Origin of the sequence: Halomonas sp. E19, from assembly GCF_052439355.1 — a bacterium.
Taxonomy (GTDB): domain Bacteria; phylum Pseudomonadota; class Gammaproteobacteria; order Pseudomonadales; family Halomonadaceae; genus Halomonas.
In genome coordinates this window covers 2679858-2694678 of record NZ_JBNFWU010000001.1, presented here as the reverse complement: position 1 = coordinate 2694678, position 14821 = coordinate 2679858, and the positions used below count along the sequence as shown (strand labels likewise).

General features: G+C 67.5%; 15 protein-coding genes and 3 pseudogenes. 13 read left to right on the top strand and 5 right to left on the bottom strand.

Features of this window, described 5'->3' with window-relative positions:
- Nucleotides 1–69: 69 nt before the first annotated feature.
- The 5 genes from ftsY to rpoH all read left to right on the top strand — a co-directional run bounded on the left by ftsY (nucleotide 70) and on the right by rpoH (nucleotide 4066).
- Nucleotides 70–1428 carry a signal recognition particle-docking protein FtsY gene (gene ftsY, locus ACUDAL_RS14065; protein ID WP_444678554.1) on the top strand — a complete coding sequence of 453 codons (1359 nt, stop codon included), beginning with the start codon at nucleotides 70–72 and terminating at the stop codon, nucleotides 1426–1428.
- Nucleotides 1425–2093, top strand: coding sequence for a cell division ATP-binding protein FtsE (ftsE, locus tag ACUDAL_RS14060; protein ID WP_444678553.1), 669 nt, complete (start codon nucleotides 1425–1427; stop codon nucleotides 2091–2093). The genes ftsY and ftsE overlap by 4 nt, the downstream gene beginning before the upstream one ends.
- Nucleotides 2094–2211: 118 nt before the next feature.
- The gene (locus tag ACUDAL_RS14055) at nucleotides 2212–2724 is read left to right on the top strand and encodes a cell division protein FtsX (RefSeq protein ID WP_444678552.1); all 513 of its coding nucleotides are present in this window, start codon (nucleotides 2212–2214) and stop codon (nucleotides 2722–2724) included.
- Nucleotides 2613–3203, top strand: a complete 591-nt coding sequence (locus tag ACUDAL_RS14050) for a cell division protein FtsX (protein ID WP_444679389.1) — start codon at nucleotides 2613–2615, stop codon at nucleotides 3201–3203. The genes ACUDAL_RS14055 and ACUDAL_RS14050 overlap by 112 nt, the downstream gene beginning before the upstream one ends.
- Entirely contained in the window at nucleotides 3200–4066 is an 867-nt protein-coding gene (rpoH, locus tag ACUDAL_RS14045) for an RNA polymerase sigma factor RpoH (protein WP_444678551.1), read from the top strand. The genes ACUDAL_RS14050 and rpoH overlap by 4 nt, the downstream gene beginning before the upstream one ends.
- Nucleotides 4067–4131: 65 nt before the next feature.
- Here rpoH and slmA read toward each other — a convergent pair.
- The 5 genes and pseudogenes from slmA to coaBC form a co-directional block, all read right to left on the bottom strand.
- Nucleotides 4132–4745 (bottom strand): annotated as a pseudogene (gene slmA, locus ACUDAL_RS14040) (nucleoid occlusion factor SlmA).
- Between the two features lie 72 nt (nucleotides 4746–4817).
- Nucleotides 4818–5735: an acetylglutamate kinase gene (gene argB, locus ACUDAL_RS14035; protein WP_444678550.1), complete on the bottom strand. Its 918-nt coding sequence runs from the start codon at nucleotides 5733–5735 to the stop codon at nucleotides 4818–4820.
- Nucleotides 5736–5774: 39 nt separating this feature from the next.
- Nucleotides 5775–7172, bottom strand: a complete 1398-nt coding sequence (locus ACUDAL_RS14030; RefSeq protein ID WP_444678549.1) for a phosphomannomutase/phosphoglucomutase — start codon at nucleotides 7170–7172, stop codon at nucleotides 5775–5777.
- 104 nt (nucleotides 7173–7276) lie between these two features.
- Complete coding sequence (gene dut, locus ACUDAL_RS14025; protein WP_444678548.1) at nucleotides 7277–7759, bottom strand: dUTP diphosphatase; 483 nt, start codon at nucleotides 7757–7759, stop codon at nucleotides 7277–7279.
- A 27-nt stretch (nucleotides 7760–7786) separates the two neighbouring features.
- Nucleotides 7787–9053: pseudogene (gene coaBC, locus ACUDAL_RS14020) on the bottom strand (bifunctional phosphopantothenoylcysteine decarboxylase/phosphopantothenate--cysteine ligase CoaBC).
- Nucleotides 9054–9198: 145 nt separating this feature from the next.
- On the opposite strand from coaBC, the gene radC reads away from it, so the two are divergent.
- The 8 genes and pseudogenes from radC to ACUDAL_RS13980 all read left to right on the top strand — a co-directional run bounded on the left by radC (nucleotide 9199) and on the right by ACUDAL_RS13980 (nucleotide 14743).
- Complete coding sequence (gene radC / locus ACUDAL_RS14015) at nucleotides 9199–9873, top strand: RadC family protein (RefSeq protein ID WP_444678547.1); 675 nt, start codon at nucleotides 9199–9201, stop codon at nucleotides 9871–9873.
- Nucleotides 9874–10198: 325 nt separating this feature from the next.
- Nucleotides 10199–10435: a 50S ribosomal protein L28 gene (gene rpmB / locus ACUDAL_RS14010; protein WP_444678546.1), complete on the top strand. Its 237-nt coding sequence runs from the start codon at nucleotides 10199–10201 to the stop codon at nucleotides 10433–10435.
- 25 nt (nucleotides 10436–10460) lie between these two features.
- Complete coding sequence (rpmG, locus tag ACUDAL_RS14005) at nucleotides 10461–10616, top strand: 50S ribosomal protein L33 (RefSeq protein WP_086509014.1); 156 nt, start codon at nucleotides 10461–10463, stop codon at nucleotides 10614–10616.
- Nucleotides 10617–10783: 167 nt separating this feature from the next.
- A pseudogene (gene mutM / locus ACUDAL_RS14000) lies at nucleotides 10784–11618 on the top strand (bifunctional DNA-formamidopyrimidine glycosylase/DNA-(apurinic or apyrimidinic site) lyase).
- Nucleotides 11619–11637: 19 nt separating this feature from the next.
- Nucleotides 11638–12828: a class I SAM-dependent rRNA methyltransferase gene (locus ACUDAL_RS13995; protein ID WP_444678545.1), complete on the top strand. Its 1191-nt coding sequence runs from the start codon at nucleotides 11638–11640 to the stop codon at nucleotides 12826–12828.
- Between the two features lie 52 nt (nucleotides 12829–12880).
- Nucleotides 12881–13159, top strand: a complete 279-nt coding sequence (locus tag ACUDAL_RS13990) for a hypothetical protein (RefSeq protein WP_444678544.1) — start codon at nucleotides 12881–12883, stop codon at nucleotides 13157–13159.
- 36 nt (nucleotides 13160–13195) lie between these two features.
- Entirely contained in the window at nucleotides 13196–13630 is a 435-nt protein-coding gene (locus ACUDAL_RS13985) for an acyl-CoA thioesterase (RefSeq protein ID WP_444679388.1), read from the top strand.
- Nucleotides 13631–13717: 87 nt separating this feature from the next.
- Nucleotides 13718–14743 carry a tryptophan--tRNA ligase gene (locus ACUDAL_RS13980; protein WP_444678543.1) on the top strand — a complete coding sequence of 342 codons (1026 nt, stop codon included), beginning with the start codon at nucleotides 13718–13720 and terminating at the stop codon, nucleotides 14741–14743.
- The last annotated feature ends 78 nt before the right edge of the window (nucleotides 14744–14821 follow it).

The window sequence follows — 14821 nt, the reverse complement described above, 5'->3', positions numbered from 1 at the left end:
CCTTGTCCACAGTCATGATGCGCGGTGTTAGGATGTAGCCATCATTCACCCGCGAGGCTGAATCCCCCCATGTTCGGTTTTTTCAAGCGCAACAAGAAGCAGCAGGAAGAGCAGCAGGGCGAGCTGAAGGATCAGCTGCCGACGCAGCCCGAAGAGCCGCCCGCAGAAGAGGAGGCGAGCGAGGGCCGACCCGCTGAGCAAAGCTCGGCCGGGGTAATGACCGCTGAGCAGGCCGACCGCGAACCGGCTCCCGCTGAACCGGATGTGGTCGATACCCCGCGTCCCGAGGAGCGGGCCATGGCTGGCCCCGCGGCGGACGAGGTGCATGCGCGCTCCGAGTCCTTCGACGAAGTCGACCGGGAGGAGGAAAACGCGGTACTGCGCGAGGAGGCGCTGGCCCCCGAAGCCACCGAGCCTGAGCCAGCCCCCGAACCTGAACCCGCTCGCACGCCGCTGCAGGAGAAGCCGGTTGCCGAGAAGAAGGGCTGGTTCGCCCGCATTCGTGCGGGCTTGGGCAAGACCCGCGCCAACCTGACCGAGGGGGTCGCCGGGCTCTTCCTCGGCAAGAAGCAGATCGACGACGAGCTGATCGAGGATCTCGAGACCCAACTGCTGATGGCCGACGTGGGCATCGAGGCCACCACCGAGATCATCGATCGGCTTGCCGATCGCGTCTCGCGCAAGGAGCTCAAGGACCCCCAGGCGCTCTACCGCGCCCTGCAGGACGAACTCACCACCATGCTCGACGCCGTTGCCATGCCGCTGGCGCTGCCGGCCAAGGGCGAGGGACCTTTCGTCATCCTCGTGGTCGGCGTCAATGGGGTGGGCAAGACCACCACCATCGGCAAGCTGACCCAGCGCTTCCAGCGCGAGGGACGCAGCGTGATGCTGGCGGCGGGCGATACCTTCCGTGCCGCTGCGGTGGAGCAGCTCAAGGTGTGGGGCGAGCGCAACAAGGTGCCGGTCATCGCCCAGCACACCGGGGCCGACAGCGCCTCGGTGATCTACGACGCCGTGGCGGCGGCCAAGGCACGCAAGATCGACGTGCTGATCGCCGATACCGCCGGCCGCCTGCACAACAAGGGGCACCTGATGGAGGAGCTCAAGAAGGTGCACCGAGTGATGGGCAAACTCGACGGCAGCGCGCCGCACGAGGTGATGCTGGTGCTCGACGCCGGCACCGGGCAGAACGCGCTGGCCCAGGCCAGCACCTTCAACGAGGCGGTGCCGGTCACCGGCATCACCCTGACCAAGCTCGACGGCACCGCCAAGGGCGGCATCATCTTCGCCCTGGCCAAGCAGCTCGGTACGCCGATCCGCTACATCGGGGTGGGCGAGGGGCTGGACGATCTGCGTCCCTTCGCGGCGCGCGACTTCGTCGACGCCCTATTTGATCAGGAAGAAGAGCGCGACGCCGCCTCGTCATGATCGTCTTCGACCACGTGGGGAAGCGCTACGGCGGGCGCTTCGAGGCGCTGGCCAACCTCGACTTTCGCGTCGGCCGCGGTGAGATGGTCTTCCTGACCGGCCATTCGGGCGCCGGCAAGAGCTCCCTGCTGCGCCTGATCATGCTGCTCGAGCGGCCGACCCGGGGGCGGGTGCTGGTCGCCGGCCACGACATCGGCCGCCTGCATGCCAGCCAGGTGCCGTTCTACCGCCGTCAGATCGGCGTGGTATTCCAGGATCACCAGCTGCTGTTCGACCGCTCGATCTTCCACAACGTGGCGCTGCCGCTGGAGATCCGCGGCGTCGACCCGCGTGAGGCGGCGCGTCGGGCGCGTGCGGCGCTGGACAAGGTAGGCCTGCTGCATCGGGAGAAGGCGCTGCCCATCGAGCTCTCCGGCGGCGAACAGCAGCGGGTCGGTATCGCTCGGGCGGTAGTCAACAAGCCCTCCCTGCTGCTGGCCGATGAGCCCACCGGCAACCTCGACCCGCAGCTCTCCGCCGACATCATGGCGCTGTTCGAGGACTTCAACCGCATTGGCACCACAGTGATGATCGCCAGCCATGACCTGGCGCTGATCGCCCGGCTTCGCCATCGCGTACTGCGCCTGCGGGCGGGGCGCCTGGTGGCCGACGAGGAGGCTGCATGAGCCGCCAGCCGTCAGCCCCGCCGCGGGGCGCGCGGGCGCAGCACACCCCTCGTCGAACCGTTTCCGCGGCTGGCTGCGCCACCACCGCGCCATGTGCGTCGATAGCGCTCGCCGCCTCTTGCGTCGCCCGATCGGCAGCCTGCTCACCATGCTGGCCATCGCCATTGCCCTGGTGCTGCCCGCGGCGCTGTGGCTAACGCTGGACGGGGCCCGGCTGCTCGACGCCGAGCTGACCGAGAGCGCTACCCTGACGCTTTACCTGGTGCACGACGCCGGCGAAGCTCAGGCCGGGCGCATCGAGGAGGCCGTGGCGGCTCACGAGGGCGTGGCGCGGACCCGGCTGATCAGCGCTGCCGAGGGCATGGCGGAGTTCCAGCAGGCGCTGGGCCTGGCCGACGCCCTGGGGCGCCTCGAGGATAACCCGCTACCGGCCAGCATTGTGGTGGTGCCGGAGGATCCGGGCCCGCGGCGGTGCGCGCGCTGGCGGGCGAGCTGGAGCGGCTGGCCGGCGTCGACGAGGTGCGCCTGGACCTGGCCTGGATCGAACGGCTGCGCCATCTTGCCGAGCTGGGTCGGCGCCTGGCACTGGCGCTGGCGGTGCTGTTCGGCCTGGGGGTGCTGCTGGTGGTAGGCAACACCATTCGCCTGGCGGTGGAGAGCCGGCGCCAGGAGATCGAGGTGGTGATGCTGATCGGCGCCACTCATGCCTTCGTGCGCCGCCCGTTCCTCTACAGCGGGGCCTGGTACGGCCTCGGCGGCGGCCTGCTCGCCTGGGGCTGCTCAGCCTTGGCAATCTCTGGCTGGCGCTACCTGTCAGCGACCTTGCCGCCAGCTACGGCGCCACCTATGAACTACCCCAGCTGGGCCCTGGGGCTCGGCAACGCTGCTTGCGTGCAGTACACTATTGGGCTGGCTGGGGGCCTGGATCGCCGTGAGTCGCCATCTTGCCGAGGTGCGGCCACGCTGGCCGACAACGGCACCGGTGCGCTGGTGCCGGGCCGAAGTATCAGCCAAGCTAGTCAGGAAAGACGGAACATTTTCATGCTTTGCCGCTCTAACCGGGCGAAGCAATGGCGCATAACTGGGTTTCAAGGGAGACAACCTGCATGAGCACCAGTCTTCTGCCGGTGGGCCAACTTTCACCGGGTCACGACCTCAACGGCTATCTCCAGGCGGTGAACAGCATCCCGATGCTGAGCGCCGAGGAGGAGCGCGAGCTCGCCTTCCGCTTGCACGATGAGGGTGACCTGGAAGCTGCGCGCCGCCTGGTGCTGTCACACCTGCGCTTCGTGGTGCACATCGCCCGCAGCTACTCCGGCTATGGGCTGCCCCAGGCCGATCTCATCCAGGAAGGCAACGTAGGCCTGATGAAGGCGGTCAAGCGCTTCGACCCCAATCAGGGCGTGCGCCTGGTCTCCTTTGCCGTGCACTGGATCAAGGCCGAGATCCACGAGTTCGTGCTGCGCAACTGGCGCATCGTCAAGATTGCCACCACCAAGGCTCAGCGCAAGCTGTTCTTCAACCTGCGTAGCGCCAAGAAGCGGCTGGCCTGGCTGAACAACGACGAGGTCGACGCCATCGCCCGCGATCTTGACGTCAAGCCCGAAGTAGTGCGCGAGATGGAAGGGCGCCTGGCGGCCCACGACGCCGGCTTCGATGCCGCGCCGAGTGACGACGAGGATTCCGCCTACCAGGCGCCGATCCACTACCTGGACGATGCCGGCGCCGACCCGGCGACCCAGCTCGAGGACAGCGACTGGGAGGACGACGCCAGCCGTCGGCTGCAGCTGGCGCTGGAGGCCCTCGACGAGCGTTCGCGCGATATTCTGCGCCAGCGCTGGCTGGCCGATGAGAAGGCCACCTTGCACGAGCTGGCCGACGTGTATGGCGTCTCCGCCGAGCGTATTCGCCAGCTCGAGAAGAATGCCATGAAGAAGATTCGCCAGCAGCTCGGCGATACCCTGGCTGCCTGAGCGCCGCGCTGGCGCTCACCTGGCGTACACATGGAAGCCCTGGCCTCTGCCAGGGCTTCTTGCGTTCAAGCGATTCTGGCGGTGGGTTCGCGCAGCAGCTGGCCAGCCAGCAGGCCCCACTGATCGTCCCAGTGCTCGGTGGGGCGGCGCTGGAAGTCGCTGCGCACGTACTGCGAAATGCGCCCCTCGGCCACGGCCATCAGCAGGTTGGCGGCCGCCGGTACCGGCAGGGTGGGGCGCCGCCCTCGCGCAGTTCCGCTTCGCGCAGCACCTGCTTGAGCTGGGTCTCGAGGCGCTCGAAGAGCTGATGGATGCGCAGCCGCAGGCGAGCGGTCTCGCCGGTCAGCACGTCGCCGCCGAGCAGGCGGGAGAGGCCTGGGTTCTTCTCGGCGAAGGCCAGCAGCAGGGTGAGGATCTGCGCACAGCGCGGCACGGCGTGGGGAGTGTCGTCGAGGATGCGCGTGATGCGCTCGAACAGGGTCTCCTCGATGAAGGCGATGAGGTCTTCATACATGCGGGCCTTGCTCGGGAAGTGGCGGTAGAGCGCCGCTTCGGAAACCCCTACCTGGCGCGCCAGGGCGGCAATGGTGATGCGCTTGCCGCTGTCCTCCTCCAGCATCAGGGCGAGCGCCTGCAGGATCTGCTCGCGCCGGTGAGTCGTTGGTGTTGCCTGCGTCATGTCGAGTGATCTTTTCGTTATCGTGATGTCGTCAAGACGGCCCGCCCGGCGGCTGCCGCGGCGGACCTGGCGTCAGGGCGTGTTTCCTTCCTGGTCGGCGTCGGTGATCAGGGTGCCGACGCCGGCATTGGTGAAGATCTCCAGCAGGGTGGCGTGGGCCACGCGGCCGTCGATGATATGTGCGCTCTTGACGCCACCCTTGACGGCCTCCAGGGCGCAGCGGATCTTCGGCAGCATGCCGCCATGGATGGTGCCGTCGGCAATCAGGCCGTCGACCTGAGCAGTGGTGAGCCCGGTGAGCACCTCGCCCTCGGCGTTCATCAGGCCGGCCACGTTGGTCAGCAGCATCAGTTTCTCCGCCCCCAGCGCCTCGGCGACCTTGCCGGCCACCAGGTCGGCGTTGATGTTGTAGCTGTTGCCCTTGGCATCGACGCCGATCGGGGCGATCACCGGGATGAAGTCGCGCTCGGCGAGCATCTCGATCAGCTCGGTGGAGACATGCTCCACCTCGCCGACGTGGCCGATGTCGATGATCTCGGGGGCGGTCATCTCCGGCGTCTGGTGCTCGACCTTGAGCTGGCGCGCGCGAATCTGGGCGCCGTCCTTGCCGGTCAGGCCGATCGCCTTGCCACCGCACTGGTTGATCAGGTTGACGATCTCCTTGTTGACCAGCCCACCCAGCACCATCTCCACCACGTCCATGGTCTGCGAGTCGGTGACCCGCATGCCGTTGACGAAGCGCGACTCGATCTTGAGCTTGGCCAGCAGGTCCCCGATCTGCGGGCCGCCGCCATGCACCACCACCGGATTGATGCCCACTTCCTTCATCAGCACCATATTGCGGGCGAAGGAGTCGATCAGGGTGTCTTCGGTCATGGCATTGCCGCCGTACTTGACGACGACGGTCTTGCCAGAAAAGCGCTGGATGTAGGGAAGCGCCTCGGAGAGCACTTCCACCACCAGCCGCGGATCACGAGTCGTATCGGTCATGGTCCTTCCTTAAAGGAGCAGAACGGTAGGGCGCTGCCGTCAGCTCGGCAGCGTCAACGCCGGGTCGACCTGCTGTAGGGCCTCGGCGAAACGGTTGCGAATACGGTCCAGGGCGGCATCGCTCTTGCCTTCGAAGCGCAGCACCAGCACCGGGGTGGTGTTGGAGGCGCGGCACAGCCCCCAGCCGTCGGGATAGTCGACGCGGATGCCGTCGAGGGTGGTCTTGATGCCTTCGTCTCCGAAGTCGCCCTCGCGGGCCAGCTTCGCCACCAGGTCGAACTTGTTCTCGTCGGTCACCTGGACGTTGATCTCCGGCGTGCCGATGTCCTGCGGGTAGCGGGCGAAGAAGGCGTCGGCATCGACCTCCTGCTTCGACAGGATCTCGAGCAGCCGGGCGGCCCCGTACAGGCCGTCGTCGAAGCCGTACCAGCGCTCCTTGAAGAAGATGTGGCCGCTCATCTCGCCGGCGAGCTGGGCGCCGGTCTCCTTCATGCGCGCCTTGATCAGCGAGTGGCCGGTGCGCCACATCTCCGGCGTGCCGCCCGCTTCCTCGACCACGCGGGCCAGGTTGCCGGTGCACTTGACGTCGAAGATCACCCGGGCGCCGGGGTTGCGAGAGAGCATGTCCTCGGCGAAGGCCATCATCAGGTGGTCGGGGTAGATCAGCTGGCCGCTTGGCGTCACCACGCCCAGGCGGTCGCCGTCACCGTCGAAGGCCAGGCCGATGTCGGCACCGGTCTCCTTTACCGCGCGCATCACGTCCTGCAGGTTCTCCACCTTGCCGGGGTCGGGGTGATGGTTGGGGAAATTGCCGTCGATCTCGGCGAACAGCGGGATCATCTCGGCGCCGAGCCGTTCGATCAGCTTGGGGCCCAGCTCGCCGGCCACGCCGTTGCCGCAGTCGACCACCGCCTTGAGCGGGCGCTTCAGCTTGACGTCGCCAAGGATGCGCTCGAGATAGGCGTCGCGCACGTCCTCCTGGCGCACCTGGCCCTGGCCTTCGCTCAGGTCGCCGGTCTCGATGCGGCGGTACAGCGCGGTGATCGCCTCGCCGGACAGCGTCTCGCCGGCCAGCACGATCTTGAAGCCGTTGTAGTCGGGCGGGTTGTGGCTGCCGGTGACCATCACGCCGGAGGCGGTGCCGTCGAGCAGATGGGTGGCGAAATAGAGTACCGGGGTGGGCACCATGCCGATGTCGATTACGTCGCGTCCGGCGGCGGTCAGGCCGCGCATCAGCGCTTCGCTCAGCCGCGGCCCGGAGAGGCGCCCGTCGCGGGCCACCACTACGGTGGTTTCGCCGCGAGCGGCGGCCTCGGAGCCGATGGCGCGGCCGATCAGCTCGACCGCTTCCTCGGTCAAGGTGTCGTCGACGATGCCGCGGATGTCGTAGGCGCGGAAGATGGAGGCCGGGACGCTGCTGTTCGTGACTTGGCTCATGGCGGTTCCTTGTCAGACAGAATTGGTAGGTCGGTTGGGGTCAGGTTGCGGACACGGCCGCCCGGCTGCGGGTCCTTGAGGCGGGCGGCATGATGTGCGGGGCCTTACTGGCGGCCCGAGCTGCCGAAGCCGCCTTCGCCGCGCAGGCTGGCCGTGAAGCTGTCGACGACGTCGAGCTCGGCCTGCACCACGGGCACCAGCACATATTGCGCCAGGCGCTCGAAAGGCTCCAGTGTGAAGGGGGAGTCGCTGCGGTTCCAGGCGGAGATCATCAGCTCGCCTTGGTAGTCGGAGTCGATCAGTCCCACCAGGTTGCCCAGCACGATGCCGTGCTTATGGCCCAGGCCCGAGCGCGGCAGGATCAGGCCGGCCAGTCCCGGGTCGCCGATATGCACGGCGAGCCCGGTGCGGATCAGCTCGCACTGGCCGGGAGCCAGCGTCAGCGGCGCGTCGAGCAGGGCACGCAGGTCCATGCCGGCGGAGCCCTGGGTAGCATAGCCGGGCAGGTAGTCGCGCATGCGCTCGTCGAGCAGCTTGACCTCGAGGCGAGGACGGGCGGTTGGCAGGGCGTGTCGGGACTCGGGCATGGGGATTCCGTTGTGTTCAGGTCGAAGTCAGTGGGTGTGGCGGCTCGGCAGGCGGCTCAGGGCGCGCTCGATCACGGCGTCGGCCAGCCGGCGCTTGGGCTGGGGCGGCAGGCTTTCGCCACCCTCGCCATCGCCGTCGCGCCAGAGCAGCAGGGCTGCGTTGTCGTCCGACCCGAAGCCGAGCCCTGCGCTGGAGACGTCGTTGGCGACGATCATGTCGAGCCGCTTGCGCGCGAGCTTGTCGCGGGCGTAGGCCTCCAGGTCACGGGTCTCGGCAGCGAAGCCCACCACGAAGGGGCGTCCAGTGGCGGCATCCGCGCCGGCTGGCCACCTCGGCGATGATGTCGGGGTTCTTGACCAGCCTGAGCGTCAGCCCTTCGTCGTCGTCACGCTTCTTGAGCTTGTGCTCGGCCGGCGCCTCGGCGCGGTAGTCGGCCACCGCCGCACAGCCGATGAAGAGGTCGCAGTCGTCCAGCAGGCGCAGGCTCGCCTCGTGCATTTGCCGCGCCGTTTCCACGTCCAGCCGCTCGACGCCCGCCGGGGTGGCGAGCGCGACCGGGCCACATATCAGCGTGACGCGGGCGCCGCGTTGCACCGCAGCGTCCGCCAGGGCGAAGCCCATCTTGCCGGAACTGTGGTTGGAGAGGTAACGCACCGGATCCAGCGGCTCGCGGGTGGGGCCTGCGGTGATCACCACGTGCAGGCCCTGGGCGGTGGCCTCCTGCGCCAAAGCGGCGGGCGACGGCAGCAGCTCGGCCACGATGGCCTCGGGCTCGAGCATGCGGCCCGGGCCCACGTCGCCGCAGGCCTGGTCGCCGCTGTCGGGCCCCAGCAGCCGCCAGCCGTCCTGCGCCAGGCGGGTGGCGTTGCGCTGGGTGGCGGGGTGGCGCCACATGGCCTGGTTCATGGCCGGCGCCAGCACCTTCTCGGCCTCGCTGGCCAGGCACAGGGTGGTGAGCAGGTCATCGGCCATGCCTTGGGCCATGCGCGCCATCAGGTCGGCCGTGGCGGGGGCGATGACGATGGTATCGGCCCAGCGGGCCAGTTCGATATGGCCCATGCCGGCTTCGGCTTCCGGGTCGAGCAGCGAGGTGCGCACCGGCTCGCCGGTAAGCGCCTGCAGCGTCAGCGGGGTGATGAAAGCCTGGGCGCCTTCGGTCATGACCACGCGAACCTCGCACCCCGCCTGCTTGAGCAGACGAGCGAGCTGGGCGCTCTTGTAGGCGGCAATGCCGGCGCTGATGCCGAGCAGAATGCGCCGTCCGGCGCTTCGGTTGCTTGTAAGCGTGGCCATGCTGAAATCCTGAACTCTAACCGACCGCCTACCTTACCATCGCCCCGCCGCGTGCGCAGCCGAAGGCTTCTACGGCAAAGGGTTTGACTGGATTGTAACAATGCGTGACGCTTGGCTCGCAAGGGGGCGTGGCAAGGAGTCAAGCATGTCGATTCGTGACTGGCCCGAGGGCGAGCGCCCGCGGGAAAAGCTGCTGGCGCTGGGGCCCGAGGCGCTTTCGGATGCCGAGCTGCTGGCGATCTTCCTGCGGGTGGGCGTGGCCGGGCGCTCGGCGGTGGACCTGGCCCGCGACCTGCTGAACGCCTTCGGCGGCCTGCGCCCGCTGCTCGAGGCCGACCAGGCGCGCTTCTGCGCTGAACGCGGGCTGGGCACGGCCAAGTTCGTCCAGCTCCAGGCGACTCTGGAGCTCTCCAAGCGCCACCTTGCCGCGCAATTGGCACGCGGCAATGCGCTGACCTCGCCCGCCCTGGTGCGCGCCTACCTGGCGACCCAGCTGCGCCATCTGGGCCATGAGGAGTTCGCCGCGCTGTTCCTCGACACCCAGCATCGGGTGATCCGCTTCGAGTCGCTGTTTCGCGGCACGCTGGACAGTGCCTCGGTCTATCCGCGCGAGGTGGCGCGCCGTGCCCTGGAGCTGGGCGCCGGAGCGATCATCTTTGCCCACAACCACCCCTCCGGCGTGGCCGAGCCCTCCGATGCCGACCGGCGCATCACCGAGCGGCTGCGCGAGGCGCTCGCGCTGTTCGAGATCCGCGTGCTGGATCACTTCGTCGTCGGTGACGGGGAGGTCGTTTCCTTCGCCGAAAGAGGGTGGATCTAGGTAGGAATCGGCTGAGCTCGGCCATGCATGGCCAACCCCGGTCCTGCAAGCGAAGCAGGGCAAATGTAGTGTCCAAGGATGAATTCGCAGCGCCTCCTCGCCGGGCATTGCCGCCGGCAAAGCCGGTATAGATGAGGAAAGCTTGCGGGAGAGGGGGTAAGGGAGTGTAGAATACGCGGCTACTATTGCCTGCCGGGGCGCGCTCTGCTATAAAGTGCAGCCTTTGAATTCCCTTGGGTCAAATGACAACGGGGTCGTTCCCGGTTTGCCCGACAGGTTTTGAACACTCAGGTTTGACCACCTGGCCAAGCGGTTGGAGGCTCCCATGTCCAAAGTATGTCAGGTTACCGGCAAGCGTCCGGTGACTGGTAACAACGTATCACACTCCCAGCGCAAGACCCGTCGTCGCTTCTTGCCGAACCTGCACACCCATCGTTTCTGGGTGGAGTCGGAGAATCGCTTCGTCAAGCTGCGCATCTCTTCCAAGGGCATGCGCATCATCGACAAGAAGGGCATCGACGAGGTGCTCAGCGACATCCGCAAGCGCGGCGAAGCCGTCTAAGCGACCATTCAGGGAGTAAGCAGCCATGCGTGACAAGATCAAGCTGGTGTCCAGTGCCGGTACCGGTCACTTCTACACCACCGACAAGAACAAGCGGAACACCCCGGACAAGCTCGAGTTCAAGAAATTCGATCCGGTCGTCCGCAAGCACGTGATGTACAAGGAAGCTAAGATCAAGTAAGCCTTGGTCGTCTTCCGCAGGTGTTCAAGCCTGTTCTTCTGAACCCGGCCATGTCAGCCGGGTTCAGGCGTTTCTGGGCGGCGCACCCTGCCATGCAGTGGTACCGTGCCGCCGCTCGCCGCTGAGGCACGCCTGCCCGCCCCACCCGCTGTCGTCACGAGTAAGCCATGCCTGAACTGCCCGAGGTCGAAACCACCCGACGCGGCATCGCGCCTCATGTGGAGGGCCGAGAGATCGTCGAGGTGATTGTGCGTCAGCCGCGCCTGCGCGTGCCGGTGCCCGGCGATTTCAGCGAGCGGCTGGTCGGTGCGCGCATCGGTATGCTGTCGCGCCGTGCCAAGTACCTGCTGCTGCCGATCGAGGGCGAGGGCGAGGAGAGGGGCCGGCAGCCTGATCTGGCACCTGGGCATGTCTGGCAGCCTGCGCATTGCCCGGCTGGGCGACCTGCCGAAGACGCATGATCACATCGACCTGGTGTTCGCCGACGGCGCCATCCTGCGTTACCACGATCCGCGCCGCTTCGGCTTCGTCGACTGGCTGGCAGGCGGCGCCGATTGTGACCCACGGCTGGCGAACCTGGGCCCGGAACCGCTGTCCGAGGCCTTTGACGGCGAGCGGCTGTATCGTCTTGCACAGGGGCGGCGCATCGCGGTGAAGCCGTTCCTGATGGACAACGCCGTGGTGGTGGGCGTGGGTAATATCTACGCCAGCGAGGCGCTGTTCCTGGCCGGCATCGACCCGCGGCGGGCGGCCGGCCGCATCTCCCGCGAGCGTTATGAGAGGCTTGCCGTCGCGGTGCGCGAGGTGCTGGCCGCGGCCATTTCACAGGGCGGGACGACGTTGCGCGACTTTGTCAGCGGTACCGGCGAGCCGGGCTACTTCAAGCAGCGGCTCAACGTCTACGGACGCCATGGGCAAGGCTGTCGGCGCTGCAACGCCGAACTTCGGCTGGTGACGCTGGGCCAGCGGGCCAGCGTGTTCTGCCCCACCTGCCAACGATGATATCCACACGAGACGAACCATGATCCAGACCCTGCGCCTCAAGAAGAATGCCGACCGCCGCCTCAAGGCCGGCCACCTATGGCTTTACTCCAATGAGGTGGATATCGAGGTCACGCCGCTCAAGGGCCTGGAGCCTGGCGCCCAGGTGGTGGTCGAGGCCGCGAACGGCAAGGCGATGGGGGTGGCCTACGTCAATCCCAACTCGCTGATCTGCGCCCGAGTGGTGTCGCGCGATCCCGAGATGCGCCTCGACCGTTCGCTGCTGGTGCACCGCTTCAACCAGGCGCTGGCGCTGCGCCAGCGCCTCTACGCCAAGCCGTACTATCGCCTGGTGCACGGCGAGGGTGATCTGCTGCCGGGGCTGGTGGTGGATCGCTTCGACGACGTGCTGGTGGTCCAGCTCAACACCCTGGGCATGGAGCGCCTGGCCGAGGAGATCGTCGCGGCCCTCGATAAGGTGATCGAGCCGCGCGTCATCGTGTTCAAGAACGACTCCTCCGGGCGTCGCCAGGAGCAGCTCGAGCGCCAGGTCACCCTGGCCAAGGGCGAGCTCGACGGCCCGGTGCTGGTGGAGGAGAACGGCGTGCGTTTCCACGTGCCGGTGCTCGACGGCCAGAAGACCGGCTGGTTCTACGATCACCGCGCCAACCGCGCCTGGCTCAACGGCCTGGTGGCCGGCAAGCGGGTGCTGGACATGTTCAGCTACGTCGGCGGCTGGGGCGTGCAGGCGGCGGCCCATGGCGCCCGCGAGGTGCTGTGCGTCGATTCGAGCGCCCAGGCGCTCGAGCGCGTGGCGGAGAACGCGGCGCTCAACGGCCTGCACGAGCAGGTGGCGGTGGGCGAAGCCGACGCCTTCGAGGCGTTGGCCGCGCTCAAGGCCGATGGTGAGCAGTTCGACGTGGTGATTCTCGACCCGCCGGCCTTCATCAAGAAGCGCAAGGACATCCCCAACGGCGAACGCGCCTACGCCAGGCTCAACCGCGAGGCGATGCGCCTGCTGGGCCGTGACGGCCTGCTGCTCTCGGCCTCCTGTTCCATGCACCTGGCCCACGACCGGCTGGTGGACGTGGTGCGCGGCGCGGTGCGTCACCAGGACCGCCACGGCCAGATCGTCTATCAGGGCCACCAGGCGGCGGACCATCCGGTGCACCCGGCGATTCCCGAGACCGCCTACCTGAAGGCGCTGGGCGTTCGTGTCTTCCGCGACTGACATGCCATTCAGGGTGCGATCATGAGCCACGTGCGCGTCTTCGCCCACGCCAATGCGCTGCTGGTCAGCCACGTGCGCAACGTGCTGGCCGCGGCGGGCATCTCCGTGTCGCTGCGCAACATGGTGCTGGGCGGCGGAGCGGGAGCTGCCGCTGGGCGAATGCGAGCCCGAGGTGTGGGTGGCGGCGCACGACCGCGAGCGCGCCGAGGCCTTGATTCACGCCAGCATGACCGGCACGACGGGCGCGCCGGACTGGCACTGTCCCGGCTGTGGCGAAGCGCTGGAGGGTACCTTCGACGCCTGCTGGCGCTGCGGCGCCACGCGGGCCTGAGCTTGCCGGACGCCCGCGCAAGGAGCGTACATGCCAATGAAATGGGACCTTCCCGCTCCCTTTGTCATCGAGTTCGCGGTAGGCGCCGCGGCGATCGACGAGTACGGCCACGCCAACAATGCCGAGTACCTGCGCTGGGTCGAGCAGGTGAGCTGGGCGCACTCCGAGCGCCTGGGGCTGAGCCTGGCGCGCTACCGTGAGCTCGACCGAGCCATGGCCGTGCATCGCCACGAGCTCGACTACCTGGCTCCCGCCTTCGAGGGCGAGCGTCTTGCCCTCGCCACCTGGATCGTCGGCTGCGACGGCCGCCTGACCCTGACCCGCCGCTTCCAGCTTGTCCGCCCGGCCGATGGCCGCACCCTGCTGCGCGCACGCACTCGCTTTGCCTGCATCGAGCTTTCCAGCGGCCGGCCGCGGCGCCTGCCGGAAGAGTACGTCACGGTGTATGGCGGTGCGCTCATCGCGGAGTGAGGAGGGCGGGTGTGGTCTCGGCCAGGTCGCCTTGACCGCCCCTCGCGTTACCATGGCGGGCATTTCCGCTAGCAGAGTCCGCCTTCCATGAGTGCAGCTTCCATGAAGACCCGCGTTCTCACCGGTATCACCACCACCGGTACCCCGCACCTCGGCAACTATGTCGGTGCCATCAAGCCCGCCATCGCCGCGAGCCAGGACCCGAGCGTGCAGTCCTACTACTTCCTTGCCGACCTGCATGCGCTGATCAAGTGCCAGGACCCGCAGCGGGTGCAGGCGTCGCGCCTGGAGATCGCCGCCACCTGGCTGGCGCTCGGGCTCGATACCGACAACGCCATCTTCTACCGCCAGTCGGACATTCCCGAGATCCCCGAGCTGACCTGGATGCTCTCCTGCGTGTGCGCCAAGGGCCTGATGAACCGTGCCCACGCCTACAAGGCGGCGGTGGCCGAGAACGAGGCGGCCGACAACCAGGACCCCGACAAGGGCATCACCATGGGGCTGTTCGGCTATCCGGTGCTGATGGCCGCCGACATCCTGATGTTCAACGCCCACAAGGTGCCGGTGGGGCGCGACCAGATCCAGCACATCGAGATGGCCCGCGACATCGGTGGGCGTTTCAACCACCTGTTCAAGGGCGAGTACTTCACCCTGCCCGAAGCGGTGGTCGACGACGAGGTGGCGGTGCTGGGCGGGCTCGACGGGCGCAAGATGTCCAAGAGCTACAACAACACCATCCCGCTGTTCGTCTCCGAGAAGAAGCTGCTCAAGCTGGTGCGCAAGATCAAGACCAACTCGCTGGAGCCCGGCGAGCCCAAGGACCCGGAAGGCTGCACCCTGTTCCAGATCTACTCCGCCTTCGCCAGCCGCGAGGAGCGCGAGGCGATGCGCGGCGAATACGCCAATGGCATCGGCTGGGGCGAGGTCAAGAATCGCCTGTTCGAACTGCTCGATGCCCAGCTGCGCGAGCCTCGCGAGCGCTACGAGGCGCTGATGCAGGACCCGGCGCACATTGAGAGCGTGCTGCTCAAGGGGGCCGAACGGGCCCGCGCCGAGGCCGTGCCGTTCATGGACCGGCTGCGCGTGGCGGTGGGCCTGGGACGTTTCGTCTAGCCTTCAAGCCTGACCTTCAAAGCTGACCTTGGAAGGAACTGTACGGGGCGCCTGCGGGCGCCCCGTTGCGTTGTGTCC